Source organism: Variovorax sp. DXTD-1 (assembly GCF_003984625.1).
GTDB lineage: Bacteria > Pseudomonadota > Gammaproteobacteria > Burkholderiales > Burkholderiaceae_C > Variovorax.
Genome location: NZ_RWKH01000009.1, coordinates 84,254 through 109,701 on the forward strand (window position 1 = coordinate 84,254; position 25,448 = coordinate 109,701).

The 25,448-nt window shown below is 64.4% G+C and carries 27 protein-coding genes; 23 read left to right on the forward strand and 4 right to left on the reverse strand.

What is annotated here, in order from left to right:
• The first annotated feature begins 134 nt into the window (after positions 1-134).
• The 6 genes from grpE to EJI00_RS10605 all read left to right on the forward strand — a co-directional run bounded on the left by grpE (position 135) and on the right by EJI00_RS10605 (position 9,457).
• Positions 135-710, forward strand: coding sequence for a nucleotide exchange factor GrpE (grpE, locus tag EJI00_RS10580; protein WP_126747422.1), 576 nt, complete (start codon positions 135-137; stop codon positions 708-710).
• A 117-nt stretch (positions 711-827) separates the two neighbouring features.
• The gene (gene dnaK, locus EJI00_RS10585; RefSeq protein WP_126747423.1) at positions 828-2,765 is read left to right on the forward strand and encodes a molecular chaperone DnaK; all 1,938 of its coding nucleotides are present in this window, start codon (positions 828-830) and stop codon (positions 2,763-2,765) included.
• A 97-nt stretch (positions 2,766-2,862) separates the two neighbouring features.
• Entirely contained in the window at positions 2,863-3,999 is a 1,137-nt protein-coding gene (gene dnaJ / locus EJI00_RS10590) for a molecular chaperone DnaJ (protein WP_126747424.1), read from the forward strand.
• 629 nt (positions 4,000-4,628) lie between these two features.
• Complete coding sequence (locus tag EJI00_RS10595; protein ID WP_126747425.1) at positions 4,629-6,551, forward strand: PrkA family serine protein kinase; 1,923 nt, start codon at positions 4,629-4,631, stop codon at positions 6,549-6,551.
• Between the two features lie 63 nt (positions 6,552-6,614).
• Complete coding sequence (locus EJI00_RS10600) at positions 6,615-7,907, forward strand: YeaH/YhbH family protein (RefSeq protein ID WP_126747426.1); 1,293 nt, start codon at positions 6,615-6,617, stop codon at positions 7,905-7,907.
• Positions 7,904-9,457 carry a SpoVR family protein gene (locus EJI00_RS10605; protein WP_126747427.1) on the forward strand — a complete coding sequence of 518 codons (1,554 nt, stop codon included), beginning with the start codon at positions 7,904-7,906 and terminating at the stop codon, positions 9,455-9,457. Before EJI00_RS10600 ends, EJI00_RS10605 begins: the two co-directional genes overlap by 4 nt.
• Before the next feature lie 19 nt (positions 9,458-9,476).
• Here EJI00_RS10605 and aroQ read toward each other — a convergent pair whose 3' ends face one another.
• A complete protein-coding gene (aroQ, locus tag EJI00_RS10610; protein ID WP_126747428.1) occupies positions 9,477-9,917 on the reverse strand; it encodes a type II 3-dehydroquinate dehydratase in 441 nt (146 codons plus the stop codon).
• Positions 9,918-9,992: 75 nt separating this feature from the next.
• Here aroQ and EJI00_RS10615 point away from each other — a divergent pair, with 75 nt between their 5' ends.
• The 11 genes from EJI00_RS10615 to gnd all read left to right on the forward strand — a co-directional run bounded on the left by EJI00_RS10615 (position 9,993) and on the right by gnd (position 18,714).
• The gene (locus tag EJI00_RS10615) at positions 9,993-10,697 is read left to right on the forward strand and encodes a Rieske 2Fe-2S domain-containing protein (protein ID WP_260590663.1); all 705 of its coding nucleotides are present in this window, start codon (positions 9,993-9,995) and stop codon (positions 10,695-10,697) included.
• Between the two features lie 8 nt (positions 10,698-10,705).
• A complete protein-coding gene (locus EJI00_RS10620) occupies positions 10,706-11,569 on the forward strand; it encodes an aromatic ring-hydroxylating oxygenase subunit alpha (RefSeq protein ID WP_126747429.1) in 864 nt (287 codons plus the stop codon).
• Positions 11,566-12,204, forward strand: a complete 639-nt coding sequence (locus tag EJI00_RS10625) for a glutathione S-transferase family protein (RefSeq protein WP_126747430.1) — start codon at positions 11,566-11,568, stop codon at positions 12,202-12,204. Before EJI00_RS10620 ends, EJI00_RS10625 begins: the two co-directional genes overlap by 4 nt.
• A 50-nt stretch (positions 12,205-12,254) precedes the next feature.
• Positions 12,255-13,361, forward strand: a complete 1,107-nt coding sequence (locus tag EJI00_RS10630; protein ID WP_097201034.1) for an S-(hydroxymethyl)glutathione dehydrogenase/class III alcohol dehydrogenase — start codon at positions 12,255-12,257, stop codon at positions 13,359-13,361.
• Between the two features lie 22 nt (positions 13,362-13,383).
• A complete protein-coding gene (locus EJI00_RS10635) occupies positions 13,384-14,307 on the forward strand; it encodes an alpha/beta fold hydrolase (RefSeq protein ID WP_126747431.1) in 924 nt (307 codons plus the stop codon).
• Positions 14,307-15,182 (forward strand): S-formylglutathione hydrolase, encoded by an 876-nt coding sequence (fghA, locus tag EJI00_RS10640; RefSeq protein WP_126747432.1) that lies wholly within the window; start codon positions 14,307-14,309, stop codon positions 15,180-15,182. The genes EJI00_RS10635 and fghA overlap by 1 nt, the downstream gene beginning before the upstream one ends.
• Positions 15,183-15,231: 49 nt before the next feature.
• A complete protein-coding gene (locus EJI00_RS10645; protein WP_260590666.1) occupies positions 15,232-15,735 on the forward strand; it encodes a GNAT family N-acetyltransferase in 504 nt (167 codons plus the stop codon).
• A gap of 28 nt (positions 15,736-15,763) precedes the next feature.
• Positions 15,764-16,153, forward strand: coding sequence for a VOC family protein (locus EJI00_RS10650; protein ID WP_126747434.1), 390 nt, complete (start codon positions 15,764-15,766; stop codon positions 16,151-16,153).
• Positions 16,154-16,165: 12 nt separating this feature from the next.
• Positions 16,166-16,585: a TfoX/Sxy family protein gene (locus EJI00_RS10655; protein ID WP_126747435.1), complete on the forward strand. Its 420-nt coding sequence runs from the start codon at positions 16,166-16,168 to the stop codon at positions 16,583-16,585.
• Entirely contained in the window at positions 16,582-17,190 is a 609-nt protein-coding gene (locus EJI00_RS10660) for a 3'-5' exonuclease (protein WP_126747436.1), read from the forward strand. Before EJI00_RS10655 ends, EJI00_RS10660 begins: the two co-directional genes overlap by 4 nt.
• Before the next feature lie 105 nt (positions 17,191-17,295).
• Complete coding sequence (gene gnd / locus EJI00_RS10665) at positions 17,296-18,714, forward strand: decarboxylating NADP(+)-dependent phosphogluconate dehydrogenase (RefSeq protein WP_126747437.1); 1,419 nt, start codon at positions 17,296-17,298, stop codon at positions 18,712-18,714.
• 31 nt (positions 18,715-18,745) lie between these two features.
• On the opposite strand, the gene EJI00_RS10670 is transcribed toward gnd, so the two are convergent.
• Entirely contained in the window at positions 18,746-19,237 is a 492-nt protein-coding gene (locus EJI00_RS10670; protein ID WP_126747527.1) for a gluconokinase, read from the reverse strand.
• 138 nt (positions 19,238-19,375) lie between these two features.
• Positions 19,376-20,470: a PA0069 family radical SAM protein gene (locus EJI00_RS10675; RefSeq protein WP_126747438.1), complete on the reverse strand. Its 1,095-nt coding sequence runs from the start codon at positions 20,468-20,470 to the stop codon at positions 19,376-19,378.
• A gap of 122 nt (positions 20,471-20,592) precedes the next feature.
• Here EJI00_RS10675 and EJI00_RS10680 point away from each other — a divergent pair, with 122 nt between their 5' ends.
• Genes EJI00_RS10680 through EJI00_RS10705 form a run of 6 tightly spaced genes read left to right on the forward strand, consistent with a single transcriptional unit; the run spans position 20,593 to position 24,728 of the window.
• Positions 20,593-21,195, forward strand: a complete 603-nt coding sequence (locus EJI00_RS10680) for a GbsR/MarR family transcriptional regulator (RefSeq protein WP_126747439.1) — start codon at positions 20,593-20,595, stop codon at positions 21,193-21,195.
• 54 nt (positions 21,196-21,249) lie between these two features.
• Positions 21,250-21,675 (forward strand): thiol-disulfide oxidoreductase DCC family protein, encoded by a 426-nt coding sequence (locus EJI00_RS10685; RefSeq protein WP_126747440.1) that lies wholly within the window; start codon positions 21,250-21,252, stop codon positions 21,673-21,675.
• A 19-nt stretch (positions 21,676-21,694) separates the two neighbouring features.
• A complete protein-coding gene (locus EJI00_RS10690) occupies positions 21,695-22,654 on the forward strand; it encodes an SAM-dependent methyltransferase (RefSeq protein WP_126747441.1) in 960 nt (319 codons plus the stop codon).
• Positions 22,655-22,710: 56 nt separating this feature from the next.
• On the forward strand, positions 22,711-23,757 hold the full coding sequence (locus EJI00_RS10695) for an SRPBCC domain-containing protein (protein WP_126747442.1): 1,047 nt from the start codon (positions 22,711-22,713) through the stop codon (positions 23,755-23,757).
• Entirely contained in the window at positions 23,754-24,374 is a 621-nt protein-coding gene (locus EJI00_RS10700; protein WP_126747443.1) for a DUF4166 domain-containing protein, read from the forward strand. Before EJI00_RS10695 ends, EJI00_RS10700 begins: the two co-directional genes overlap by 4 nt.
• A gap of 6 nt (positions 24,375-24,380) precedes the next feature.
• Complete coding sequence (locus EJI00_RS10705; RefSeq protein WP_126747444.1) at positions 24,381-24,728, forward strand: DOPA 4,5-dioxygenase family protein; 348 nt, start codon at positions 24,381-24,383, stop codon at positions 24,726-24,728.
• 14 nt (positions 24,729-24,742) lie between these two features.
• Here EJI00_RS10705 and EJI00_RS10710 read toward each other — a convergent pair whose 3' ends face one another.
• Positions 24,743-25,399: a glutathione S-transferase gene (locus tag EJI00_RS10710; RefSeq protein ID WP_126747445.1), complete on the reverse strand. Its 657-nt coding sequence runs from the start codon at positions 25,397-25,399 to the stop codon at positions 24,743-24,745.
• Positions 25,400-25,448: the final 49 nt, after the last annotated feature.

Sequence of the window (25,448 nt, forward strand, 5' to 3'; positions counted from 1 at the left end):
GTGTCCCACGTGAAATTCACTTCGCACCCCCTGTTGCGGCCACTTAGGCCGCATTTTTTCGCTTGAAATGCCCCTGACCAGCCCCAAGTGGCTGGCTATCGTTTGTTTCCCGGCACACGCCGGTTCTTTGAAAAATGTCTGACCCGCAACAATCCGCACAGAATTCTCAAATGCTGCAAGGCGAGCCAAGCCCCGAAGAACTGGAGGCCGCACAGGCTGCCAACGAAGCCGAGGCGCAAGACGCCCTGGCTGCAGCCCAAGGCGAACTCGCCGCACTGCAGGCCAAGAATGCCGAACTGGCCGATCAATACCTGCGCGCGCAGGCCGACGTGCAGAACGCGCGCCGCCGTGCCGACGACGAGATCACCAAGGCGCGCAAGTTTGCAGTCGAAGCCTTTGCGGAGAGCCTGCTGCCAGTGACGGACAGCCTCGAAGCCGGCCTGGCCATCATGGACGCCACGCCTGAACAAATCCGCGAAGGCGCCGAAGCCACGCTGCGCCAGCTGAAGAGCGCGCTCGAACGCAACAAGGTCATCGAGGTGGCTCCGGCCCCCGGCACCAAGTTCGACCCGCACCAGCATCAGGCCATCTCGGTGGTGCCCGCGCCCGACCAGGAGCCCAACACCGTGGTGAGCGTGCTGCAGAAGGGCTACACCATCAACGAGCGCGTGCTGCGCCCGGCGCTGGTCACGGTCAGCGCGCCCAAGTAATCCGCTCTAACGATACACACGATTCCCACAGGAAATCCCCGCTTCATACCTTGAATCGCGCCGGGTTATCCACAAGTTCATAACAACATATTTTTCAGGCTTTCAGGAGTAAAGAACATGGCAAAGATCATCGGCATCGACCTCGGCACCACCAACTCGTGCGTGTCGATCATGGAAGGCAACACCACGCGTGTGATCGAGAACTCGGAAGGTGCGCGCACCACGCCCTCGATCGTGGCTTACCAGGAAGACGGCGAAGTGCTGGTCGGTGCCTCGGCCAAGCGCCAGGCGGTGACGAACCCCAAGAACACGCTCTACGCAATCAAGCGCCTGATCGGCCGCAAGTTCGAAGAAAAAGAAGTCCAGAAGGACATCGACCTGATGCCCTACACCATTGCCAAGGCCGACAACGGCGACGCATGGGTGGAAGTGCGCGGCAAGAAGATCGCGCCCCAGCAGGTGAGCGCCGACATCCTGCGCAAGATGAAGAAGACCGCCGAAGACTACCTCGGCGAAGCCGTGACCGAAGCCGTGATCACGGTGCCGGCCTACTTCAACGACGCACAGCGCCAGGCCACCAAGGACGCCGGCCGCATCGCGGGCCTGGACGTCAAGCGCATCATCAACGAGCCCACCGCCGCGGCCCTGGCCTTCGGCCTGGACAAGCAGGACAAGGGCGACCGCAAGATTGCCGTGTACGACCTGGGCGGCGGTACCTTCGACGTGTCGATCATCGAAATTGCCGACGTGGACGGCGAGAAGCAGTTCGAAGTGCTGTCGACCAACGGCGACACCTTCCTGGGCGGCGAAGACTTCGACCAGCGCATCATCGACTACATCATTGCCGAGTTCAAGAAAGAGCAAGGCGTCGACCTGAGCAAGGACGTGCTGGCACTGCAGCGCCTGAAGGAAGCGGCCGAGAAAGCCAAGATCGAGCTCTCGAACAGCGCGCAGACCGACATCAACCTGCCGTACATCACGGCCGATGCCTCGGGCCCGAAGCACCTGAACATCAAGCTCACGCGCGCCAAGCTCGAGAGCCTGGTCGACGAGCTGGTCGAGCGCACCATTGCGCCCTGCCGCCTGGCCATCAAGGACGCCGGCATCAGCGTTTCGGACATCAACGACGTGATCCTGGTCGGCGGCATGACCCGCATGCCCAAGGTGCAGGAAAAGGTGAAGGCCTTCTTCGGCAAGGAGCCGCGCAAGGACGTGAACCCCGATGAAGCCGTGGCCGTCGGCGCCGCCATCCAGGGCCAGGTGCTCTCGGGCGACCGCAAGGACGTGCTGCTGCTCGACGTGACCCCGCTGTCGCTGGGCATCGAGACCATGGGCGGCGTGATGACCAAGATGATCACGAAGAACACCACGATCCCGACGAAGTTCGCGCAGACCTTCTCGACGGCCGAGGACAACCAGCCGGCCGTGACCATCAAGGTGTTCCAGGGCGAGCGCGACATTGCCGCGGGCAACAAGCTGCTCGGCGAGTTCAACCTCGAGGGCATTCCGCCGGCAGCGCGCGGCACGCCGCAGATCGAGGTGAGCTTCGACATCGACGCCAACGGCATCCTGCACGTGGGCGCCAAGGACAAGGGCACCGGCAAGGAAAACAAGATCACCATCAAGGCAAACTCGGGCCTCTCGGAAGACGAGATCCAGAAGATGGTGAAGGACGCCGAGCTGAACGCGGCCGACGACAAGAAGAAGCTTGAGATCGTGCAGGCCCGCAACCAGGGTGAAGCCATGGTGCACAGCGTGAAGAAGTCGCTAGGCGAACACGGCGCGAGCCTGGACGCCGGCGAGAAGGAAAAGATCGAAGCCGCGATCAAGGACCTGGAAGAAGCCCTGAAGGGCGAGGACAAGGCCTCGATCGAGGATAAGACCAACACGCTGATGACCGCAAGCCAGAAGCTAGGCGAAAAGATGTATGCCGAGGCGCAGGCCGCGGCAGGCGCCGCCGGCGGCCCGGGCGCTGCCGCTGGCCCGGAAGCTGCGAGCGCACCGGCCGATGACAACGTGGTCGACGCCGAAGTCAAGGAAGTCAAGAAGGACTGATCCTCAGCCCTTCGAACAAGGCTGGAATACCTGAGCGGGTGTTCCAGCCTTTCTCGCTTCAAGTTACGGCTTCACGCCCGCCCCGACCGAACCAGCCATGGCCACAAAACGCGACTACTACGAAACCCTCGGTGTTCCCAAGAATGCGAGCGAGGAAGAAATCAAGAAGGCTTATCGCAAGCTCGCGATGAAGCACCACCCTGACCGCAACCACGGCGACACCAGCAAGGACGCCGAGGCCAAGTTCAAGGAGGTGAAGGAAGCCTATGAAATGCTGTCGGACAGCCAGAAGCGCGCGGCTTACGACCAGTACGGCCACGCCGGCGTCGACCCCAACATGCGCGGCGGCCCGGGTGCAGAGGGCTTCGGCGGATTCGCGGAAGCGTTCGGCGACATCTTCGGCGACGTGTTCGGCGGCGGCCGCGGCCGCACCAGCGGCGGGCGCCAGGTGTTCCGCGGCAGCGACCTGAGCTACGCCATGGAGGTCACGCTCGAAGAGGCCGCAGAAGGCAAGGAAGCGCAGATCCGCATTCCGAGCTGGGATGACTGCGGCACCTGCCACGGCTCGGGCGCCAAGCCCGGCACCAAGCCCATCACCTGCACCACCTGCCACGGCGCCGGCGCCGTGCAGATGCGCCAGGGCTTCTTCAGCGTGCAGCAGACCTGCCCCACCTGCCACGGCAGCGGCAAGATCATTCCCGAGCCCTGCACGGTGTGCCACGGCCAGGGCAAGATCAAGAACAACAAGACGCTCGAGGTCAAGATCCCGGCGGGCATCGACGACGGCATGCGCATTCGCAGCACCGGCAACGGCGAGCCGGGCACCAATGGCGGGCCACCGGGCGACCTCTACATCGAGATCCGCCTCAAGAAGCACGAGCTCTTCGAACGCGACGGCGACGACCTGCACTGCGTGGTGCCCGTCAGCGTGACCACGGCCGCGCTGGGCGGCGAGATCAGCGTGCCCACGCTCAAGGGACCGGCCGCCATCGACATTCCCGACGGCACGCAAAGCGGCAAGCAGTTCCGCCTGCGCGGCAAGGGCATCAAGGGCGTGCGGTCAAGCTACCCGGGCGACCTGTATTGCCACGTGCGTGTCGAAACGCCGGTCAAGCTCACCGAGCACCAGCGCAAGCTGCTGAAGGAGCTTGATGAGTCGCTCAAGAAGGGTGGCGACAAGCACAGCCCCACCGACAAGGGCTGGCTCGACAAGGCCAAGGAATTCTTCAGCTGAAGAAGCTGAAGTAGCAAACACAGGGGCCCATGCGGCCCCTGTCTTCGTTCATGCACGCGAACGGTGCCTGCCGACCTTGTTCGGTGCCGCGCACCATGAAGGCTCCCGCCAGAACCACGCCGACCGGCGATTGGCGCGCGTTCCCACGCGGACATGCGCGACTTGCCCATCAAAAGATGGCGCGCAGATTGCTTTTATATATTTTTGGTTTGAGCAATAAACCCAAACAGCACATGGCGCGTTATTGTGGTGTAACCGTTTTTGGGCCGCGGGGGGCTCAATAGGAGGTGCTTTCCCCGGAAAAGAAGCAATGAGTGCATAGACCGATTGCCATAGGTATTTTCACTGGGCATCGGGATAGCACCGAGTCCGTTTGCCGAACCTTGGAATTTAGCTGGAATTGAGAAATGGTGCGGGTTTTTCTTGGGAACTTTACTCGGCACTGTGGTTCTGATTTAACAAACAATATTCCGGGTGCACTCTTTGCTTTATGCTGTTTGTGCAGATGTGATTAAGGGAGTTTTCCACGGCTTGCAGCCATGGGGCGGGCACACCTTTAAAAAGTTGCGACGCATTGCGGCTGCAGGCTTCGGGTTATTAAAACCCGCAGACTTGATGGAGGCGTGACCATGGATGTGATCAGCAACTTTGCCGCCCGCTACGAGCGCACCCGCGAGGAAGTCCTCTCGCTGCAGGACTACCTGGATATTTGCAAACGCGATCCCACAGCGTATGCCACTGCGTCCGAGCGGATGCTCAAGGCGATCGGCGAACCCGAGCTGGTCGACACGCGCAACGATCCCAGGCTTTCGCGAATCTTCGCGAATAAGGTCATCAAGATCTACCCCGCGTTCAAGGAGTTCTACGGCATGGAGGACGCCATCGAGCAGGTGGTGTCGTACTTCAGGCATGCGGCCCAGGGCCTCGAGGAAAAGAAGCAGATCCTCTACCTGCTGGGCCCCGTCGGCGGCGGCAAGAGCTCGATTGCCGAGCGCCTGAAGCAGCTCATGGAGCATGTGCCCTTCTATGCCATCCAGGGTTCGCCGGTCAACGAAACGCCGCTCGGCCTTTTCGACGCGGTGGAAGACGGCGAGATCCTTGAAAAGGAATACGGCATTCCGCGCCGCTACCTGAACCGCATCCTCTCGCCGTGGGCCGTCAAGCGCCTTGAAGAGTACGGCGGCGACATCCGCCAGTTCAAGGTGGTCAAGCGCTACCCTTCCGTGCTTCGGCAGATTGCCGTTGCCAAGACCGAGCCGGGCGATGAGAACAACCAGGACATCTCCTCGCTGGTCGGCAAGATCGACATCCGCAAGCTCGAGACCTACGCCCAGGACGACCCCGACGCCTACGCCTACTCCGGCGGCCTGTGCCTGGCCAACCAGGGCCTGCTCGAATTCGTGGAAATGTTCAAGGCACCCATCAAGGTGCTGCACCCGCTGCTTACCGCCACGCAGGAAGGCAACTTCAAGGGCACCGAAGGCTTCGGCGCCATTCCGTTCGACGGCATCGTGCTGGCGCACAGCAACGAGAGCGAATGGAAGGCCTTCCGCAACAACAAGAACAACGAGGCTTTTCTCGACCGGATCTACATCGTCAAGATTCCCTATTGCCTGCGCGCCTCGGAAGAAATCAAGATCTACGAGAAGCTGGTGCGCAACTCATCCTTGGCCAAGGCGCCCTGCGCTCCCGGCACGCTGCGCATGATGGCCCAGCTCTCGGTGCTCACGCGGCTGAAGGAGCCCGAGAACTCCAGCATCTACAGCAAGATGCAGGTGTACGACGGCGAGAACCTGAAGGACACCGATCCCAAGGCCAAGTCGATCCAGGAATACCGCGACTACGCCGGGGTTGATGAAGGCATGAGCGGCGTCTCCACCCGCTTTGCGTTCAAGATCATCTCCAAGGTGTTCAACTTCGACAGTTCCGAGGTGGCCGCCAACCCGGTGCACCTGATGTATGTGCTCGAGCAGCAGATCGAACGTGAGCAGTTTCCGCCGGAAACAGAACAGAAGTACATCAGCTACATCAAGGAGCTGCTGGCGCCGCGCTATGCCGAATTCATCGGCAAGGAAATTCAGACGGCCTACCTGGAGAGCTACAGCGAATACGGCCAGAACATCTTCGACCGTTACGTCACCTACGCCGACTACTGGATCCAGGACCAGGAGTTCCGCGACGTGGACACCGGCGAGGTGTTCGACCGGGCCGCGCTCAACGCCGAACTCGAGAAGATCGAGCGGCCCGCAGGCATCGGCAATCCGAAGGACTTCCGCAACGAGATCGTCAACTTCGTGCTGCGTGCGCGTGCCGGCAACGCCGGGCGCAACCCTGCATGGACGAGCTACGAAAAGCTGCGCGCCGTCATCGAGAAGAAGATGTTCTCCAACACCGAGGAACTCCTGCCGGTGATCAGCTTCAACACGAAGAGCAGTGCCGACGAACAGAAGAAGCACGAAGACTTCGTGACCCGCATGGTCGAAAAGGGCTATACGGCCAAGCAGGTTCGCCTGCTCTGCGAGTGGTACCTGCGGGTACGCAAGAGTTCATAGCGGTAGTCCATAGCGGCGAGGCCGGGGCCTCGCCCCCTTTTTGCAAGGAGCTTTGACATCATCGTGGCCATCCTGCAGCAGATCATCGACCGCCGGCTCTCGGGCAAGAACAAATCCATCGGCAACCGGGAGCGCTTCCTCCGGCGCTACAAAGGCCAGATCCAGGAAGCCGTGCGGCGCGCGGTCAGCGGGCGCAACATCCGCGAACTGGAGCAAGGCGAAGATGTCACCCTGCCGCGCCACGATGTGTCCGAACCAGTGTTCGGCCATGCGCGCGGCGGCGACCGCGAGTACGTGCACCCGGGCAACCAGGAATACCTGAAGGGCGACCGCATTGCACGCCCCGAAGGGCAGGCCGGCGGCGGCTCGGGCAGTGGAGAGGCCGGAGACGGAGGCGAAGGCGAAGACGACTTCGTGTTCCGCCTCACGCGCGAAGAGTTCATGCGCGTGTTCTTCGACGACCTGGCGCTGCCGCACCTGGTTCGCACGCAGATTGCCGAAGTGCCCGAATGGAAGAGCCACCGAGCCGGCTTCACGAACGACGGCACGCCCAACAACCTACACGTGGTGCGCTCGATGCGCGGCGCCCTTGCGCGGCGCATTGCGCTCGGCGGGGAGCCGCGCAAGGAGCTGCGGCGCCTGGAGGCGCACCTGCTGCACCTGAAGCAGCATCCGCAGGCGGAGCAGCCCTTCATCCAGAAAGAAATCCGCGAGACTGAAGAGCACATTGAAGAGCTGCGTAGAACCGCGCGGCATGTGCCCTACATCGACCCGATCGACCTGCGCTACCGCAACCGCGTGAAGACTCCTGTGCCCAGCGCCAAGGCGGTGATGTTCTGCCTGATGGACGTTTCCGGCTCCATGGACGAGGCCCGCAAGGACATGGCGAAGCGCTTCTTCATGCTGCTCTATCTGTTTCTCACGCGGCACTATGAACGCATCGACCTCGTCTTTTTGCGCCACCACACGCAGGCGCAGGAGGTGAACGAGGAAGAATTCTTCCATGCCACCGAGACCGGCGGCACCGTGGTGTCGAGCGCGCTGGTATTGATGGACGAGATCATCAAGGCTCGCTACCCGAGCGGCGAGTGGAACGTGTACGGCGCGCAGGCGAGCGACGGCGACAACTGGCACCAGGACAGCGGTCGCTGCCGCGAGCTGCTGGTCGAAAACATCCTTCCGGTGGTGCGCTACTACGCCTACGTGCAGGTGGCCGAAACCGAGCAGAACCTGTGGCAGGAATACGCGCAGCTGGAGGGCCTGCAGCCCAACTTCGCGATGCGCAAGGTATCGGACGCAAGCGACATCTACCCCGTGTTCCGCGACCTCTTCAAGAAGGAAGGGGTGCCCGCATGACCTCCGAACACCCTCCCTTCGAGCGCATGAACTCCACCGGACGCCTGGAGCGGCTGGCCAGCCCGTCCGACTGGACCTTCGACCTCATCGAGACCTATCACACGGAGATAGCGAAAACCGCCAAGGGCTTCGGGCTGGACGTGTACCCCAACCAGCTCGAGGTGATTACCGCCGAGCAGATGATGGATGCCTACGCCAGCGTGGGCATGCCCATGATCTACCGCCACTGGTCGTACGGCAAACAGTTCATCGCTACCGAGAAGAACTACCGCCGCGGCCACATGGGGCTGGCCTACGAGATCGTCATCAACTCCGATCCCTGCATTGCCTACCTGATGGAAGAAAACACCATGGCCATGCAGGCCCTGGTGATTGCGCATGCGGCCTACGGCCACAACAGCTTCTTCAAGGGCAACTACCTGTTCCGCATGTGGACCGATGCGTCGTCGATCATCGACTACCTCGTGTACGCGCGGCACTACATCGCCGAATGCGAAGAGCGCCATGGCCTCGATGCGGTGGAGCAGCTGCTCGACTCCTGCCACGCACTGATGAACTACGGTGTCGACCGCTATCGCCGTCCGCAGAAGCGTTCACTCGCGCAAGAGGGCATGCAGCGCGCCGAACGCGAGCGCCACATGCAGCAGCAGGTGAACGACCTGTGGCGCACCCTGCCCCGCCGCAGCGAACAGGCCACGGAATCCGATGCTTCCCGCCGCTTTCCTTCGGAGCCGCAGGAGAACCTGCTCTACTTCATCGAGAAGAACGCCGCGCTGCTCGAGCCCTGGCAGCGCGAGGTGGTGCGCATCGTGCGCAAGATCGCCCAGTACTTCTATCCCCAGCGCCAGACGCAGGTCATGAACGAAGGCTGGGCAACCTTCTGGCACTACACCCTGCTCAACACCATGTACGACCGCGGCCAGCTCGCCGACGGCTTCATGATGGAATGGCTCAGTTCGCACACGGGCGTGATCTTTCAGCCGCCGGTGGGGCACCGCGCCTACAGCGGCATCAACCCCTACGCGCTGGGTTTTGCCATGTTCACCGAGCTGCGGCGTATCTGCGAAAAGCCCAACGACGAAGACAAGCGCTGGTTCCCCGACTTTGCGGGCACCGACTGGGTCAAGACGCTCGACTATGCAATGCGCAACTTCAAGGACGAGAGCTTCATCGGACAGTTCCTGAGCCCGAAGACGATGCGTGATTTCAGGCTGTTCGCGATCCGCGACCACCAGAGCGAGCCCGAGCTCGAGGTGTCCGCCATTCACGACGACAGCGGCTATCACGCGCTGCGCGAATCGCTGTCACGCCAGTACGACATCAGCAGCAGGGAGCCCGACATCCAGGTGTGGAACGTCAACATGCGAGGCGACCGCGCCCTGACGCTGCGCCACACGCAGCGCAACAACCTGCCGCTGCACGACGATGCGGAAGAAGTGCTGAAGCACGTCGCCCGGCTGTGGGGCTTTGACGTTCACCTGGAGAGCGTCGACGCCCAAGGCCACATCAGCCGCAGCTGGAAGGCCGCGGCTCCAAGGCAAACCGACTGATCGGAACGGCCCGAAGGGCTCAGGGCAACAGGGCCGCGATGGCCAGTGCGTAGCCCTTTACGCCAAGGCCGACGATGATGCCGCGCGCCGCCGGCGAAATGTACGAGCGGTGGCGAAACTCCTCGCGCGCGTGCACGTTCGAGATGTGCAGTTCGATCAACGGCACGCTCGCGCCCTTGATGGCGTCGTGCAGCGCGATCGATGTGTGGGTGTAGGCGCCGGGGTTCATCACCACGCCCAGCATGTTGCCCGCGGCCACCTCGCGGCCGGCCTCATGGATCCAGTCGATCAGCACGCCCTCGTGGTTCGACTGGCGGCACTCGATTTCCACGCCGTGCGCGGCGCCCGCCTCCTTGCACAGTCGTTCGACGTCGGCCAGCGTGTCGCGGCCGTATTGCTCGGGTTCGCGTGTGCCAAGCAGGTTGAGGTTGGGGCCGTTGAGGACGAGTATTTTCTTCATGATGAGTAGCGTCTGGCGATGCCTCCATTATGAGTGTGCGCCCCGCCTGGGACTTGCGCTAAGGTAGCGCGCATCATGATGAGCGCAGACAGCATTTCAGCCTGGCATCCGGTGGCCCGTTCGGCCGATGTGCGCCCCGGCGCCAACATCTTTGCAGGCTTCGCGCAGGGGCAGGAGCTTGCGCTCTGGCGTTCGGCCGACGGCACGCCCCAGGCATGGGAGAACCGCTGCCCCCATCGCAGCGTGCGGTTCACGCTCGGCCAGGTGGTGGAAAACCGCCTCTCCTGTGCTTACCACGGCTGGCAGTACGCCGCCGGCAGCGGGCAGTGCAAGAGCATCCCTGCGCATCCCGATATGCCGCCGCCAAGCAACCTGTGCGCCAAGGTGTTCAGCGCCGTGGATGCAGCGGGCATGCTGTGGGTGAACCTCGCTGGTGAGACCGCACAAGCCCAGCCGCAAGACGACATCGTGCCTGCGGGATGGTCGTTCTGCCGCACCCTCGCCGTGCGCGCCGATGCGGCAAGCCTGCACGATGCACTCGCCCGGCGCGGCTTCGCGAGCGACACCGCAACGGCGGCATGGCGCGGCCCGCTCGGCCAGTCCGGCACAGTGGCACTGGTGCTCGACGCACAACCGCTGCTGGCCTTCATCCACCTCTGGACAGATGCCGCGCCCGGCACCGCCGCAATGAAGACACTGCACATCGCCGCACGCAGCCTCCGCAGCGAGATCGAAGAAGAAGAAGAAGAAGAAAGTCGACGACCGCAATCGGCAGCCTGAAGAGAACCATGCCCTTCACCACAGACGATCCCAACATGCTCGACGACTGGCTGGTCGTCGGCCCTTCGACGACGCTCGCCGGCACCTCCGATGTGCATCCCCGCACGACTCGCCTGCTCGGCGAAACACTGCACGTGTGGAGCAACGGGTCCGGTGCACCGCAGTGCCGGCTCGGCACGCAAACGCTCGCCGTCCAGTCGCGCTACGGCTACCTCTGGGTCTGCCCAAGCGGCAAGCCGACGCGGCCCCTGTTCGACTTTCCCGAATATGGCGAACAGGGGCGCCGCATGGTCGACTGCGGCAGCATCGGCGTGGCCGTATCGGGCTTGCGCGTGATCGAGAACTTTCTGGACATGGCGCACTTCCCCTTCGTGCACGCCGGCTTCCTGGGCAAGGTGCCGCACACCGAAGTGGCAAAGTACCAGGTGCAGGTCGACCCGGCCACCCAGGAAATCTGGGCCACCGATTGCCGCTTCTGGCAACCCCGCGCCTCGGCCGCCCACGACAGCGGGGCGGAGGTGACCTACAAATACCGCGTCATGCAGCCGCTCACGGCCATGCTCTACAAATCGAGCCACCGCGCCGGTGAGCTCGATGCCATCGCGCTGTTCCTGCAGCCACTCGATGACGAGCGCGTGATCGCCCACACACTGCTCGCCTGCTACGACGACACCTCGACAGACGCCGAACTCATCGCTTTCCAGCAGACGATCTTCGGGCAGGACAAGCCGATTCTCGAGAACCACGCCTTCAAGCGCATGCCGCTCGAAGGCCGCGCCGAAACGCCGACGCGCGGCGACACGACCTCCGTCACCTACCGGCGCTGGCTGCGCGAGCGCGGCATGCGCTTTGGCGTGAGGCAAGCCGCATGATCAAGCTCTACGACTACGCCCTTTCCGGCAACTGCTTCAAGGTGCGGCAGATGCTGGCCTGGCTGGGCCTCGGCTACCAGAGCGTGCCGGTCGACTTTCACCCCGGCCGCGAGCACAAGTCGGCTGCGTTCCTGGCGCACGTCAACCCGCTCGGGCAGATTCCGGTGATCGACGACCACGGCTTTGTGCTGCGCGAAGCGCAAGGCATCCTCGTCTATCTTGCGAGCAAGTACGACGCACAGCACCGCTGGTACCCGGACGAACCGCAGCTGCGCGGCCAGGTTGCGATGTGGTTCGCCACCGCCGATGAAATTACCCGCACCGCATCGGCGGCCCGGCTGCACGACGCGTTCGGCTACGAAAATCTCGACATCGAAGCCTGCCGGCGCGGCGCGCACGCGGCCTTTCGTTTGCTGGACGACCACCTGGCCGAGCGCGCCTGCGAAGGGCTGCAATGGCTGGTCGGGCAACACGCCACCGTGGCCGACCTGGCCTGTTTTCCGTATGTGGCGCTGGCCGGCGAAGGCGGCATCCCTTTGGACGAATACCCTGCGCTGCGTACCTGGATGTGGGACTTTCGCCATCTGCCCGGCTTCATCGGCATGTCGGGTATCTTTCCTGCCGGCCCGGCCTGAGCGCCGGTCTGGGTATCCTTGCCCCTCTTCTCCTTTTTGCCCTCAAGCCCATGAAAACAAAAGCTGCCGTCGCCTGGAAATCCGGAGCCCCCCTCACCATCGAAACCGTCGACCTCGAGGGCCCGAAATTCGGCGAGGTGCTGGTCGAGATCAAGGCCACCGGCATCTGCCACACCGATTACTACACGCTCTCCGGCGCCGACCCCGAAGGCATCTTTCCGGCCATCCTCGGCCATGAAGGCGCGGGCATCGTGGTCGACGTGGGCCCCGGCGTCACCACGCTGAAAAAGGGCGACCACGTCATTCCGCTCTACACGCCCGAGTGCCGCCAGTGCAAGTTCTGCCTGTCGCGCAAGACCAATCTCTGCCAGCTGATCCGCGGCACGCAGGGCAAGGGGCTGATGCCCGACGCAACCTCGCGCTTCAGCCTCGACGGCAAGCCGATCTTTCACTACATGGGCACGTCGACCTTCAGCAACTACACGGTCGCGCCCGAGATTTCGCTGGCCAAGATCCGCGAAGACGCCCCGTTCGACAAGGTCTGCTACATCGGCTGCGGCGTGACCACCGGCATCGGCGCGGTGATCTTCACGGCCAAGGTGGAAGCCGGCGCCAATGTGGTGGTGTTCGGGCTCGGCGGCATCGGCCTGAACGTGATCCAGGGCGCCAAGATGGTGGGCGCCGACAAGATCATCGGCGTCGACCTGAACCCCGAGCGCGAAGCCATGGCGCGCAAGTTCGGCATGACGCATTTCATCAACCCGAAGGACACCGAGAACGTGGTCGATGCCATCGTGCAGCTGACCGACGGCGGCGCCGACTACAGCTTCGAGTGCATCGGCAACACCAAGGTGATGCGCCAGGCGCTCGAATGCACGCACAAGGGCTGGGGCCGCAGCATCATCATCGGCGTGGCCGAGGCCGGCGCGGAAATCAGCACGCGGCCGTTCCAGCTGGTCACCGGCCGCAAATGGGAAGGCTCGGCCTTCGGCGGCGCGCGCGGCCGCACCGACGTGCCGAAGATCGTCGACTGGTACATGGAAGGCAAGATCAACATCGACGACCTGATCACCCACACCATGCCGCTCGAAGACATCAACAAGGGCTTCGACCTGATGAAGCGCGGCGAGTCGATCCGCGGCGTGGTTCTTTACTAGCCTCTCGAGGAGAACGCCGGCCATGAACCGCATGGAGCCCTTGCGCAAGATCGAAGCGGGCGTTCTCGACATCGCCTATTACGAAGCCGGGCCCGACGACGGCCCGCCCGTGCTGCTGATGCACGGCTTTCCCTACGACATTCACACCTACGCCGAAGTGGCGCCGATGCTCGCCGACAAGGGCTGCCGCGTCATCGTGCCCTACCTGCGAGGCTACGGCGCCACGCGCTTCCTGAGCGATGCCACGCCGCGCTCCGGCGAACAGGCCGCGCTCGGCGCCGACCTGCTCGCGCTGCTCGACGCGCTCGGCATCCAGCGCGCGGTGCTTGCCGGCTACGACTGGGGCGGCCGCGCTGCGTGCGTGGTGGCGGCGCTCTGGCCCGAGCGTTGCGCGGGGCTGGTCTCGTTCAACAGCTACAACATCCAGGACATCGCCAAGGCGATGGAGCCCGACACGCCGGCGAACGAACACAGCCTCTGGTACCAGTACTACTTTCACAGCGAGCGCGGCCGCGCCGGCCTGGCGAAGGACCGCAAGGCGCTCACCCGCCTGCTGTGGCAGCTCTGGTCGCCGACATGGAAGTTCGACGACGCCACCTTCGAGTGCAGCGCGGCGGCGTTCGACCATCCGGACTTCGTCGAAGTGGTGATTCATTCATACCGCCACCGCTTCGGGTTGGTGGCGGGCGACCCGGCTTACGCCGACATCGAACGCGGCCTGGCCGCGCAGCCTGCGATATCGGTGCCCACCATCACCTTCGACGGCCTGGACGACGGCGTGCGCCCGCCCGCCGAAGCCTCTGCCCACGCGCACCGCTTCAGCGGGCCGCGCTCGCACCGGCTGGTGCCCGGCGTGGGCCACAACATGCCGCAAGAGGCGCCGCGCACATTTGCCGACGCCGTGCTCGAACTCGTGCCCGCGCTACGGCCCAACAACAACTCCTGATGACCGACATCTTCAAGACCCTTTCCGAGCACCATGTCTTCAGCGGCGTGCAAAGTTTTCACGAGCATGCCTCACACGAAATCGGCTTGCCGATGCGCTTCTCGGTCTACCTGCCGCCGCAAGCCGCGCACGAGCGGGTGCCGGCCCTGCTCTACCTTGCAGGGCTCACTTGCAACGAAGAAACCTTCGCAGTGAAGGCGGGCGCGCAGCGCATGGCGGCCAGCCTGGGCCTGGCGCTGATCGCGCCCGACACCAGTCCGCGCGGAAGCGCGGTGGAAGGCCTGCCCGGCGCCACCGCCAACTGGGACTTCGGCATTGGCGCGGGCTTCTACCTCGACGCCACCGAGGCCCCGTGGTCTGCCCACTGGCGCATGGAAAGCTGGATCGTGCATGAGCTGCTGCCCTTCGTGGCAAAGCACTTCGCGGTCGACGACCAGCGCCTTGGCATCTTCGGCCATTCGATGGGCGGCCACGGCGCGCTCACGCTGGCAATGCGGCACCCGGGGCGCTTCAAGTCGCTCTCGGCATTCGCGCCCATCTGTGCGCCCACGCAATGCCCGTGGGGCGAAAAGGCGTTCAGCGGCTACCTGGGAGAGCCCGGCGGCGACCGTGCGCAATGGCTTGCGCACGACGCCAGCGCGCTCATGAAATCGCAGACCGCCGCGCCGTACCCGCAAGGCATATTGATCGACCAGGGACTGGCCGACAAATTCCTTGCCGAGCAGCTGTATCCGGAAGCCTTCGAAGCCGCCTGCTTTGCCGCGGGCCAGCCGCTCACGCTGCGCCGCCACGCGGGCTACGACCACGGCTACTACTTCATCCAGACCTTCATGGCGGACCACCTCGCTCACCACGCCCAAACCTTGCGTGGCTGATCGGCCACTCGTATCGACCGCGGCACACGGGCGCCGTATCATGAGTCGCATGTCCGCAGCACAGATTCCCGCGTTTCAATTGCGCTCTCGCGACGGCGCCCCCGAAGAGAGCCTGGTGCTGGCCGGCATCTGGCGCCGGGCCTGGATAGCGGCCAACCGCAGGGCCACCGTGATCGAGCCGATCACGCACTGGCTGCGGCGCGTGCAAACGGAATTCGTACCGCCGGCCGACGTGGTGCTGGCCGAGCGCGAAGGCCAGGTGCTCGCCTTCATGGTGATGCTCGCCCGGCGCGAATACGTGGCCCAACTGTTCGTCGAACCGCATCTGCGTAACCAGGGCCTGGGGCAGGCGCTGCTCGACGAGGCCAGCGTGCGCATGCCGCTCGGCTGGAAGCTGCACGTTGCCATCAACAACACCGCGGCACAGCGTTTCTACGAGCGCTACGGCCTCGTGCGCGGCGCGGTCGACCGGCATCCCACGAGCGGACGCGAGCGGGTCGCCTACCATTGGTTTCCGCAGGGCACGCCACGCCAGCCGCGACGCATCGGCTGAACGCTCATCTCCTTCGTCTTGTCTTTCCATGCGCATCGATCACATCGCTCTCTGGACCACCGATCTCGAACGCTGCAAGCGCTTCTACGTCGACTACTTCGGTGCCACGGCCGGCGCGGGCTATGTCAACCCGGCCAAGGGTTTTGCATCGTGCTTCCTGAGCCTGGGCGATGGGGCCCGCATCGAAGCCATGACCACCAGCACCCTCTCGCCCGTGCCCGCCGAACCCGGCGCGCAGCGCATGGGCTGGACGCACCTGGCCATCAGCGTGGGGTCCGACGCGGCGGTGGACGAGCTCACGCAGCGCCTGAAGGCCGACGGCTACCCGCTGCTCGATGGCCCGCGCCGCACCGGCGACGGCTACTACGAAAGCGTGGTGCTCGACCCGGATGGCAACCGGGTCGAGATCACGTCATGAGCGGCTTGCGCGATGAGTGAATTCGTAGAAAGCCTGCATGAGATTTTCGAGCGCCTCGGCCGCATCCAGACGCGCCGCATGTTCGGCGGCCATGGCATCTTTCATGAGGGGCGCATGATCGCGATCGTCCTGAAGGACACGCTCTACCTGAAGTCCGATGCCGACAGCGCCGAGCATTTCGACAAACTGAATCTGCCGCCCTTCACCTACGAGCGCAACGGCAAGACCATGCCGATGTCGTACCGGCAGGCCCCTGCCGATCTCTTCGAGGACCGGCACGAAGCCGCGCTCTGGGGTCGCCGGGCCTACGAGGCAGCCTTGCGCTCGGGCCAGCCGCCAAAGCAGAAAAAAATCACCGCCGGCAAGTCGGCCACCAGGAAAACACCAGCAAAGAAAGCCCCAGTGAAGAAAAAGAAAGCAGCCACCTCGTGAGCGGCGACGTCACCGCATTGCCGCCCCTTCCCGAACGCGAGCAGATCGCGCTCCTGGAAGCCTTCGAAGGCCTCGGCCTCCAGGACATCGTCGTCGTCGCGACGCTGCAAGACGCCGAGCACGCCGCCGCCGCGCTGCTGGCCGCCGGCGTTGCAGGCTTCGACACCGAATCGAAACCCACCTTCGCCAAGAACGAAGTGTCTGGCGGCCCGCACGTGGTGCAGTTTTCCACGCGCGAGAAGGCCTGGCTGTTCCAGCTGCACCGCACCGAATGCAACCCGGTCGTCGCGGCGCTGCTCGCCTCGACCGAACTCAAGAAGGTCGGCTTCGGGCTTTCGAGCGACCTCACGCTCATACGCAACCGCCTCGACATCGAGCCGAAGGCGGTGTTCGACATCGACACCGAGTTTCGCCGCCAGGGCTACCGCAAATCGGTGGGCGTGAAGACGGCCGTGGCGCTGGTGTTCAACCGGCGCTTCGTCAAGTCGCGCAAGGCGACCACGTCGAACTGGGCCAACAAGCAGCTGACCGAGGCGCAGATCCGCTATGCGGCCAACGATGCGTATGCCTCGATCCGCGTGTTCGATGCGCTCTTCGGCGGCTGAACTGCCGCCCCTGCGGCCCGCTCGGCCATAGGCGCGCTCCGGCAGCAGCTCCGCGGCACCCCCGGCACAATGCCGGTCACATCTATCGCACACGAAAGAAGGGCCATGAGCAACAAAAGCGATTTCGGTTTGATCGGCCTGGCCGTGATGGGCCAGAACCTGGTGCTGAACGTGGAAAGCCGCGGCTTCCAGGTCAGCGTGTATAACCGCACCGAAGCCACCACCGAGGCCTTCATTGCCGCGAACCCGGGCAAGAAGCTGGTAGGCGCGAAGACGCTGGAGGAGTTCGTTCAGAGCCTTGCCAAGCCGCGCAAGATCCAGATCATGGTGAAGGCCGGCGCGCCAGTCGACCAGGTCATCGAACAGCTGATTCCGCTGCTCGACAAGGACGACATCGTCATCGATGGCGGCAACAGCCTCTATACCGACACCGAGCGCCGCGATGCGTATCTCGCGGACAAGGGCCTGCGCTTCATCGGCGCGGGCGTGTCGGGCGGCGAGGAAGGCGCGCGCAAGGGCCCTTCGATCATGCCGGGCGGACCGCTTTCCACCTGGGAAGTGATGAAGCCGATCTTCGAGAGCATCGCGGCCAAGGTCGACGGCGAGCCTTGCGTGATTCACATCGGTCCCGGTGGTGCGGGCCACTACGTGAAGATGGTGCACAACGGCATCGAATATGGCGACATGCAGCTGATCTGCGAGGCCTACAGCCTGTTCAAGGCCGCGGGCTTCACCACCGACGAAATGGCCGCGGTCTTCAACGAATGGAACGACGGAGAGCTGCAGAGCTACCTGATCCAGATCACCGCCAAGGCACTCGAACAGAAAGACCCGGAAACGGGCAAGCCGATCGTCGACGTGATTCTCGACAAGGCGGGCCAGAAGGGCACGGGTCAATGGACGCTCATCAACGCGGCCGAGAACGCGGTGGTCATCAGCACCATCAACGCAGCCGTTGAAGCACGCGTGCTGTCTTCGCAGAAGAAGCAGCGCGTGGCCGCAAGCAAGCTGCTGCAGGGGCCGAAGGCCGAGCTTTCGCTCGAGAAGAAGGCGCTCGTTGCCAAGGTGCACGATGCGCTCTATGCCTCGAAGGTCATCAGCTACACCCAAGGCTTCGACCTCATCAAGACGATGGGCGAAAAGAAAGAGTGGAAGCTCGACCTCGGCCGCATCGCGGCAATATGGCGCGGCGGCTGCATCATTCGCGCCCGCTTCCTGAACCGCATCACCGATGCCTACCGCACCGATCCCGCGCTGGGCAACCTGATGCTAGACCCGTTCTTCAAGGACCTGCTCAACCGAACGCAGCAGAACTGGCGCGAAGTGGTGGCGCTGGCAGTGAGCAACGGCATACCGGTGCCGGCGTTCAGCGCATCGCTCGCCTACTACGACAGCTACCGCACCGAGCGGCTATCGGCAAACCTGCTGCAGGCGCAGCGCGACTTCTTCGGCGCGCACACGTATGAGCGGGTCGACAAGCCCGCGGGCGAGTTCTTCCATACCAACTGGCCTGATGTGATCTGACGGCCGGCGCAGAGAGCGAGGTACTTGCGCTCTAGCGGCGCGCTGCGTCGGGTATTTCGCGCTTCACCTGTGCGACCAGTTCCGTGAGCGGCGCGGTGGCGTCGACGGCCACCACGCCCGCCTCGCCCACCGGCGATTCAAGCGTCGCGAACTGGTTGGCCACCAGGCTGGCCGGAAACATGTGCTCGCCCGCCCCCGCACGCGCGGCCACGCGGCGCTCGGCCTCGTCGCGTTCGATGGACATGAACACGAACCGCAGGTCCGGCACGGCCGCACGCAACTGCTCGCGGTAGGCACGCTTGAGCGCAGAGCATGTCAGCACCGCACCCTGCGGCTTGTCGGCAAGCGCGCGACCCAGCGTGGCAAGCCAGCCGGCGCGGTCGGCATCGGTCAACGGAATGCCCTGGCGCATTTTTTCGACGTTCGACCCAGGGTGGTGGTCGTCCCCTTCGATCAGCGGCAGCGCAAAGGCGGTGGCAAGCGCCGCCCCCAGGCTCGATTTGCCGCAGCCTGAAACTCCCATTACCACCATCCATATCCCGTTCATGCGTACCTTTGCAGCCAAGGCCGGACGGTCGATGCCGCCGGCGGGTTGAATCTACCGCTTATTTTGAAGCGGATTCGATCCGATACCCGGCTGCGGGCCGCACGCGAAGAGCCCTCAGAAAAGACTGCCCTGCCCCGCTGCCCCGGGCGGCCGAAAGGCGCCCAAGTCGAGTGGAATGCGCTCGCGGTTGAAGCCGATACGGTTTGCCGCCTTCTCGAATCGCTGGCGGATCAGGTCGGCCCAGAGGCCGGTACCCTTCATGCGCGTCGCAAAGTCGGCGTCGTAGTCCTTGCCGCCGCGCATTTCGTGGATGCGCGCCATGATGCGGTCGGCGCGCTGCGGGTAGTGCAATGCCAGCCACTCCTTGAAGAGCGGCGCCACCTCCCACGGCAGCCGTATCACCGTGTAGAAGGCGCTGCGCGCACCAGCCTCCCAGGCCGCTTCGAGCACCTGTTCCATGTCTTCGTTGACGAACGGAATCTGCGGCGCCACGCTCACGCCCACCGGCACGCCCGCCTCGGCCAAAGTGCGAATAGTGCGCAGCCTCCGATGCGGCGCGGCCGCGCGCGGCTCGAGCTTGCGGGCCAGTTCGCCGTCGAGCGTGGTCACTGTCACGTACACCGCGGCCAGGTGCTGGGCGGCCATGGGCGCGATCAGGTCGAGGTCGCGCTCCACCGCGCTCGACTTGGTGACCAGCGCAAACGGATGCTGCGTTTCTTGCAGCAGCTCGATGATCGAACGGGTGAGCCGCAAGTCGCGCTCGATGGGCTGATAGCAATCGGTGGCGGTGCCGATGGCGACATGGCTCGGCTTGTAGCTTTTTCGGCCGAGTTCGGCACGCAGCACCTCGACGATGTTGCGCTTGGCAATGAGCTTGGTTTCGAAGTCGAGCCCCGGCGAGAGGTTGAGGTAGCTGTGGGTGGGCCGTGCAAAGCAATAGATGCAGCCGTGCTCGCAGCCGCGATACGGGTTGAGCGAACGATCGAACGACACGTCGGGCGATTCGTTTTCGTTGAGCACCGACTTCACGTCTTCGAAACGCACCTCGGTCGCCAGCGGAGGCAGGTCTTCCGCTTCGGCCGCGCCTTCTTCGAGCGTGCCCCAGCCGTCGTCGAAGGCGTTACGCTCATCGCGCGAAAAGCGGTGCGCCAGGTGCGTGGCCGCGCCGCGGCCCTTGATGGCGTGGATGGGAATGCGGGCAGCTGGCATGGCGGTTCCTTCTTTCAGCTGAAGATACTGTTTATTCATACAGTATTCCAAACCAGCAGCATGCGCAAATGAATTTTCATTTCTCTATTGACAGAAATTTCAAGAATCCTAGACTTCGAAGCATGGAACTCACCGACATCCAACGCAAGTTCGTCCTCCACTGGGGCGAAATGGGCTCCATGTGGGGTGTCAACCGCACGGTCTCGCAAATTCATGCGCTGCTGTTCGCCCATGGCAAGCCCATGCATGCCGAAGAGCTCGCCGACACTTTGGGCGTGGCCCGCTCCAACGTGAGCAACAGCCTGAAGGAACTCCAGGCGTGGAACCTGGTGCGGGTCACGCACATCCTTGGCGACCGCCGCGACTACTTCGAAACCAGCGTGGACGTGTGGGAGCTGTTTCGCACCGTGGTGCGCGAGCGCAAGGAACGCGAGTTCGATCCCACCATCCGCGTGCTGCGCGAAATCGTCTCGAGCCCCGACTTCCAGAAGGAGCCCGCCGATGCGCAAGACCGCATCCGCTCCACCATGGACCTGATGACCAAGCTTGCCACCTGGGCCGACGAAATGCTGCGGCTCTCGCCCGGCACGCTCGACAAGGTGCTGACGCTGGGCGCCAGCGTGCAGAAGTTCGTTCGCGGCGATGTGCCTCCGGCAGCGCCCGCGGCATCGATGAAAAACGACGATGACCCGGACGCCCATCACGCCAGCCCGCCGATGATCTGAGCTTCTCTTTTTTGCCCTGCATTTCTGTTTTGACAGAAATAACGAAACAAAACCATGCACCCTGCTGTCACCTACCCTCTCACGGTCTACTACGACGCCACTTGCGCCCTCTGCACGGCCGAGATGAACGGCATGAAAGCGCGCGATGCCGCGGAACGCCTTCAACTGGTCGACTGCTCGCCGTCCGGCTTCAGCGAAGGGCCCGCGCCGCGCGAGGCGCTGATGACGGCGATTCACGCGGTAGACGCCGCCGGCCAGGTGTTCGCGGGCGTCCCCGCCCTTCGGGCCTGCCGCGATGCCGTCGGGCTGCCGAGCGGAAGCTTCCTTCTCGACCTGCCGCTCGTCGCGCCGCTGGCCGACCGCGCCTATGCGGTGCTCGCGCGCAACCGCTACCGGCTGCCGCGCTGGCTGGTCACCCTGCTGGCCGGAAAGGCCGCCCGCTCGTCGGCCACATGTGCCGGCGGCAATTGCCGAATCTGAAAAGAAAAAAGGAGCTTTTGTGCCCACTGTTTTTCAGCCCGATTTCCACGCGGCGCAGACGCCTGAAGCTCCGCTGTCCAACCCGGCCATCACACGCGCGGACACGCAGGACTACTTCACCGAGGTGGCCGACGACTACCGCGCATGGAGCCCCAGCTACAACATGCATTTCGGCTTCTGGCGGCTCGGCCTCAACCCATTGCGGCGCGAAGGCATGCTCGTGGAGATGAACCGAACGGTCGGCCGCGCACTGAAGCTCGACGAGGCCGACGCTCCGAATTCGAAGCAGGAGGCCGCACATCCACGCCGCTGCGTGATCGACCTGGGCTGCGGCGCCGGCGCCACCGCGCGCACGCTGGTGAGCGAAGACCCGTCGCTGTATGCCGTCACCGTCACGAACGTGGCCGTGCAGAACAGCATCGCCGCGCGGCTCGACGCCCGGGCCGGCGTGGCCGATCGCATGGCGCACATCGAGGCCGACTACACGCGCACCGGGCTGCCGGCAGCGCAAGCCGACGGCGCGTGGGCGGTGGAGAGCGCCTGTTACGCCAGCGGTACGGCCAAGGCCGATTTCGTGCGCGAGGCGGCCCGCCTGCTGAAGCCCGGCGCCCGGCTGGCGGTGGTCGATGGCTTTCTGCTGCGGCGCCAGCCCGGTCGCGTTGCCGGCTGGCTGCACCGCCTGTGGGCCGACAGCTGGGCCGTGCCCACGCTGGCCGTAAAGGAAGACTTTGTGGCCGCGCTGCGCGACAACGGGTTCGAAGACATCGAGGTGAGGTCTTTGCGGTGGCGTGTGGCGCCCAGCGCGCTGCACATTCCGGCGCTGGCCACGCGCTTTGCGCTGGCCGAGCTCTGGAAGGCGCGCGGCAAGCTCAGCCCCTGGCGCCGCAAGCACATCGTCGCGAGCTACTGCGCCCTGGTGCTGGGCGCTTTCTGGCGCGACTTCGACTACTGCATGGTGACCGCCAGGCGCAGCGGCTGACAACAAGCGCCACCGAAACAACAAGACAGCAAACACAAAGAGGAGAAGAAACCTTCATGAGCACCGAACCCGAAGACGCCGCACCGCGCGAGTTGCCACCCGCCGCGGCCAGCTCAGCAGAAATGCAGGAGACGCCGGAGCGCCGCATGCCCTTTGCCTGGTTCTGGCCACTGCTGGTGGGCGCCGCGGCCGCCTTCGTGCTGCGCATTGCCTTCAGCGGATTGCCGGGCCAACGCTTCTCGGCCATGCTGGGCTCCTTCATCTACCTTGCCCCCGCGGTGTGCGGTGCCGTCACGGTCTACATGGCCGAGCGCATCGAGCGCCGCGGCTGGGGCTACTACATCTGGGCGCCCTGGGTCGCCACCGCGCTGTTCGTGGTCGGCACGCTGCTGGTCTACATCGAGGGAATGATCTGCGCCATCGTGATCGTGCCGATGTTCGCCTTCATGGGCAGCCTCGGCGGGCTGGCCATGGGGCTGGTCTGCCGCGTTACCAACTGGCCCAAGCCCGCGCTCTACAGCTTTGCGGTGCTGCCGCTGCTGCTTGGCGCCATCGAGCCGCAGTTGCCCAACCCGGAACTGATCTCGAAAACGTCGCGCACGGTCTTCATCGCCGCGCCCGCCGAACGCGTGTGGAATGAGCTCAACGATGCGCGCGACATCCGCCCCAGCGAAGTCGGCGACGCTTGGGCGTATCGCATCGGCGTGCCCATGCCGGTGGCGGCCGTCACCGAGCAAACGCCCGAAGGCCGCGTGCGCAAGGTGCAGTGGCAGAAGAACGTGCACTTCGATGAAATCGTCACCGACTGGCAGCCGCTGCAGCGCGTGAAGTGGCGCTACCGCTTCTCGCCCGACTCTTTTCCGGCCGGTGCGCTCGACGACCACGTGGTCATCGGCGGCCACTATTTCGACCTGCGCGACTCGGCCTACACGCTCACGCCGCGCGACGGCGGCACGGAACTTCGCATCGACGTTTCATGGCGCGTGAGCACGCGCTTCAACTGGTATGCCGACCGCGTGGCGCACTTTCTCCTCGGCGATTTTTCCGAGCACATCCTGCGCTTCTACAAGGTGCGCAGCGAAGCGGCCGCGGCGGCCGCATGAGCGACATCCGGCCCGTGTTCCAGCAAGTGCTCGGCCCCGCCTGGGAGCGGCTGGGCGAGGTGATCCGCCGCCACTACACCATGGCGCCGTTCTCGAATGCCCACGTCTGCGTGCGTGGCACCATGGACGAAGTGCACCACGCACCGTGGGCAAGGCTGCTCATGCCCTTCGGCCGCCTGTTCGGGGCGCTGGTTCCCTACACCGGCACCGGCGTGCCGATCGATGTGCACTACCGCTGCCGGCCGGACGATGCTCTCTTGTACTGGGACCGTGTCTTCCGCTTCGAAGGCCGCGCGCCGTTTCACTTTCGCTCGCACATGGCCCATGTGGCAGAGCGCGGCAGCGAGGTCGTCGAATACGTGCGCTTCGGCATCGGCATGCGCCTGGCCGTGAGCGCGGAGGAAGGCGCGCTGGTGTTTCGCGACAAAGGCTACATCTGGCGCCTTGGCAGGATGCGCTTGCCGCTGCCGCTGGGCCTGCTGCTGGGCACGGCCTACGTCGAGGAGCGGCCCGACCCGGCCGATGCCGACGGCTTCACCATGAAGATGGTGCTGCGCCACCGCTGGTTCGGCGACGTGTTCCGCTACAGCGGGCGCTTCAGGTTAGGGCCACAATGAGCCGCTATGCCGCGCCGCCCTGAAAACCTCTATCCGCAATACCACGCCCACGTCTACTTCGGCCCCGACACCGTCGCACAGGCAAGGCAGCTGTGCGAGCGCGCGGGCCGCGAGCTGATGGTGGTGGTCGGCCGGGTGCATGAGCGCCTGGTCGGGCCGCATCCGCACTGGAGCTGCCAGCTGGCGTTCGACGCGGCCGAGTTCGACCAGGTGATCGAATGGCTGGAGGCCAACCGCAACGGTCTCGACATTTTTGTGCACGGCGTCACGGGCGACGACCTGGCCGACCACACGGCGCATGCCATGTGGCTGGGCGAGGAAAGCGCCCTCGACCTGCGGATGTTCCGGCACTAGGCGGCCGGCTCCGCTCAGAACTCCGCATCCAGTTCGTCGATTTCCTCGGGTTCCTGCTTCGCGGCGGCCACCCACTCCTGCATGGCGGGCAAGTCCATCACTCGCTTGCAGTAAGAGGCGCAAACGGTGTCGAGCGGCACGTCGTAGCTCAGAAAGCGCGTGACCACCGGGGCGTACATGGCGTCGGCCATGCCGGGCTGTTTGCCGAAGAGGAAGGGGCCGCCGTAGGTCTTGAGGCATTCGCGCCAGATGGCGACGATGCGGTCGATGTCGGCCTGCGCGCGCGACCAGATCTTGAAACCCGGAAAACGGGCCTTGATGTTCATCGGCAAGGCCCCGCGCATCGAAGCAAAGCCGGAATGCATTTCGCCGCAGATCGCGCGGCAATGCGCGCGCGCCTGGATGTCCGCCGGCAGCAATCCGGCCTTGGGCTTGATCTCGTTCAGGTATTCGCCGATGGCCAGCGTGTCCCACACCTTCACGCCGCCGTGCTGCAGCGAGGGCACCAGCATCGACGACGAGAGCAGCAGCATCTCGGCCTTCATGGCCGGGTCGTCGGGCGGAATGATCTTTTCGCTGAAGTCCAGCCCGGCCAGCCTGCACATCAGCCAGCCGCGCAGCGCCCAGGCGCCGTAGTTCTTGCTGCTGATGGTGAGAACGGGTTTGGCCATCGTGGGTCTCCTTGGCGGGTCTGCCTAGCTGCCGGGTTGGCTCCCATTG

Bases quoted from the DNA above. Each gene is read 5' to 3' on its own strand.
- grpE (WP_126747422.1), top strand. From the start codon at position 135: ATGTCTGACCCGCAACAATCCGCACAGAATTCTCAAATGCTGCAAGGC.
- dnaK (WP_126747423.1), top strand. From the start codon at position 828: ATGGCAAAGATCATCGGCATCGACCTCGGCACCACCAACTCGTGCGTG.
- dnaJ (WP_126747424.1), top strand. From the start codon at position 2,863: ATGGCCACAAAACGCGACTACTACGAAACCCTCGGTGTTCCCAAGAAT.
- EJI00_RS10595 (WP_126747425.1), top strand. From the start codon at position 4,629: ATGGATGTGATCAGCAACTTTGCCGCCCGCTACGAGCGCACCCGCGAG.
- EJI00_RS10605 (WP_126747427.1), top strand. From the start codon at position 7,904: ATGACCTCCGAACACCCTCCCTTCGAGCGCATGAACTCCACCGGACGC.
- aroQ (WP_126747428.1), bottom strand. From the start codon at position 9,917: ATGAAGAAAATACTCGTCCTCAACGGCCCCAACCTCAACCTGCTTGGC.
- EJI00_RS10615 (WP_260590663.1), top strand. From the start codon at position 9,993: ATGATGAGCGCAGACAGCATTTCAGCCTGGCATCCGGTGGCCCGTTCG.
- EJI00_RS10620 (WP_126747429.1), top strand. From the start codon at position 10,706: ATGCCCTTCACCACAGACGATCCCAACATGCTCGACGACTGGCTGGTC.
- EJI00_RS10625 (WP_126747430.1), top strand. From the start codon at position 11,566: ATGATCAAGCTCTACGACTACGCCCTTTCCGGCAACTGCTTCAAGGTG.
- EJI00_RS10630 (WP_097201034.1), top strand. From the start codon at position 12,255: ATGAAAACAAAAGCTGCCGTCGCCTGGAAATCCGGAGCCCCCCTCACC.
- EJI00_RS10635 (WP_126747431.1), top strand. From the start codon at position 13,384: ATGAACCGCATGGAGCCCTTGCGCAAGATCGAAGCGGGCGTTCTCGAC.
- fghA (WP_126747432.1), top strand. From the start codon at position 14,307: ATGACCGACATCTTCAAGACCCTTTCCGAGCACCATGTCTTCAGCGGC.
- EJI00_RS10645 (WP_260590666.1), top strand. From the start codon at position 15,232: ATGTCCGCAGCACAGATTCCCGCGTTTCAATTGCGCTCTCGCGACGGC.
- EJI00_RS10650 (WP_126747434.1), top strand. From the start codon at position 15,764: ATGCGCATCGATCACATCGCTCTCTGGACCACCGATCTCGAACGCTGC.
- EJI00_RS10655 (WP_126747435.1), top strand. From the start codon at position 16,166: ATGAGTGAATTCGTAGAAAGCCTGCATGAGATTTTCGAGCGCCTCGGC.
- gnd (WP_126747437.1), top strand. From the start codon at position 17,296: ATGAGCAACAAAAGCGATTTCGGTTTGATCGGCCTGGCCGTGATGGGC.
- EJI00_RS10670 (WP_126747527.1), bottom strand. From the start codon at position 19,237: ATGGGAGTTTCAGGCTGCGGCAAATCGAGCCTGGGGGCGGCGCTTGCC.
- EJI00_RS10675 (WP_126747438.1), bottom strand. From the start codon at position 20,470: ATGCCAGCTGCCCGCATTCCCATCCACGCCATCAAGGGCCGCGGCGCG.
- EJI00_RS10680 (WP_126747439.1), top strand. From the start codon at position 20,593: ATGGAACTCACCGACATCCAACGCAAGTTCGTCCTCCACTGGGGCGAA.
- EJI00_RS10685 (WP_126747440.1), top strand. From the start codon at position 21,250: ATGCACCCTGCTGTCACCTACCCTCTCACGGTCTACTACGACGCCACT.
- EJI00_RS10695 (WP_126747442.1), top strand. From the start codon at position 22,711: ATGAGCACCGAACCCGAAGACGCCGCACCGCGCGAGTTGCCACCCGCC.
- EJI00_RS10700 (WP_126747443.1), top strand. From the start codon at position 23,754: ATGAGCGACATCCGGCCCGTGTTCCAGCAAGTGCTCGGCCCCGCCTGG.
- EJI00_RS10705 (WP_126747444.1), top strand. From the start codon at position 24,381: ATGCCGCGCCGCCCTGAAAACCTCTATCCGCAATACCACGCCCACGTC.
- EJI00_RS10710 (WP_126747445.1), bottom strand. From the start codon at position 25,399: ATGGCCAAACCCGTTCTCACCATCAGCAGCAAGAACTACGGCGCCTGG.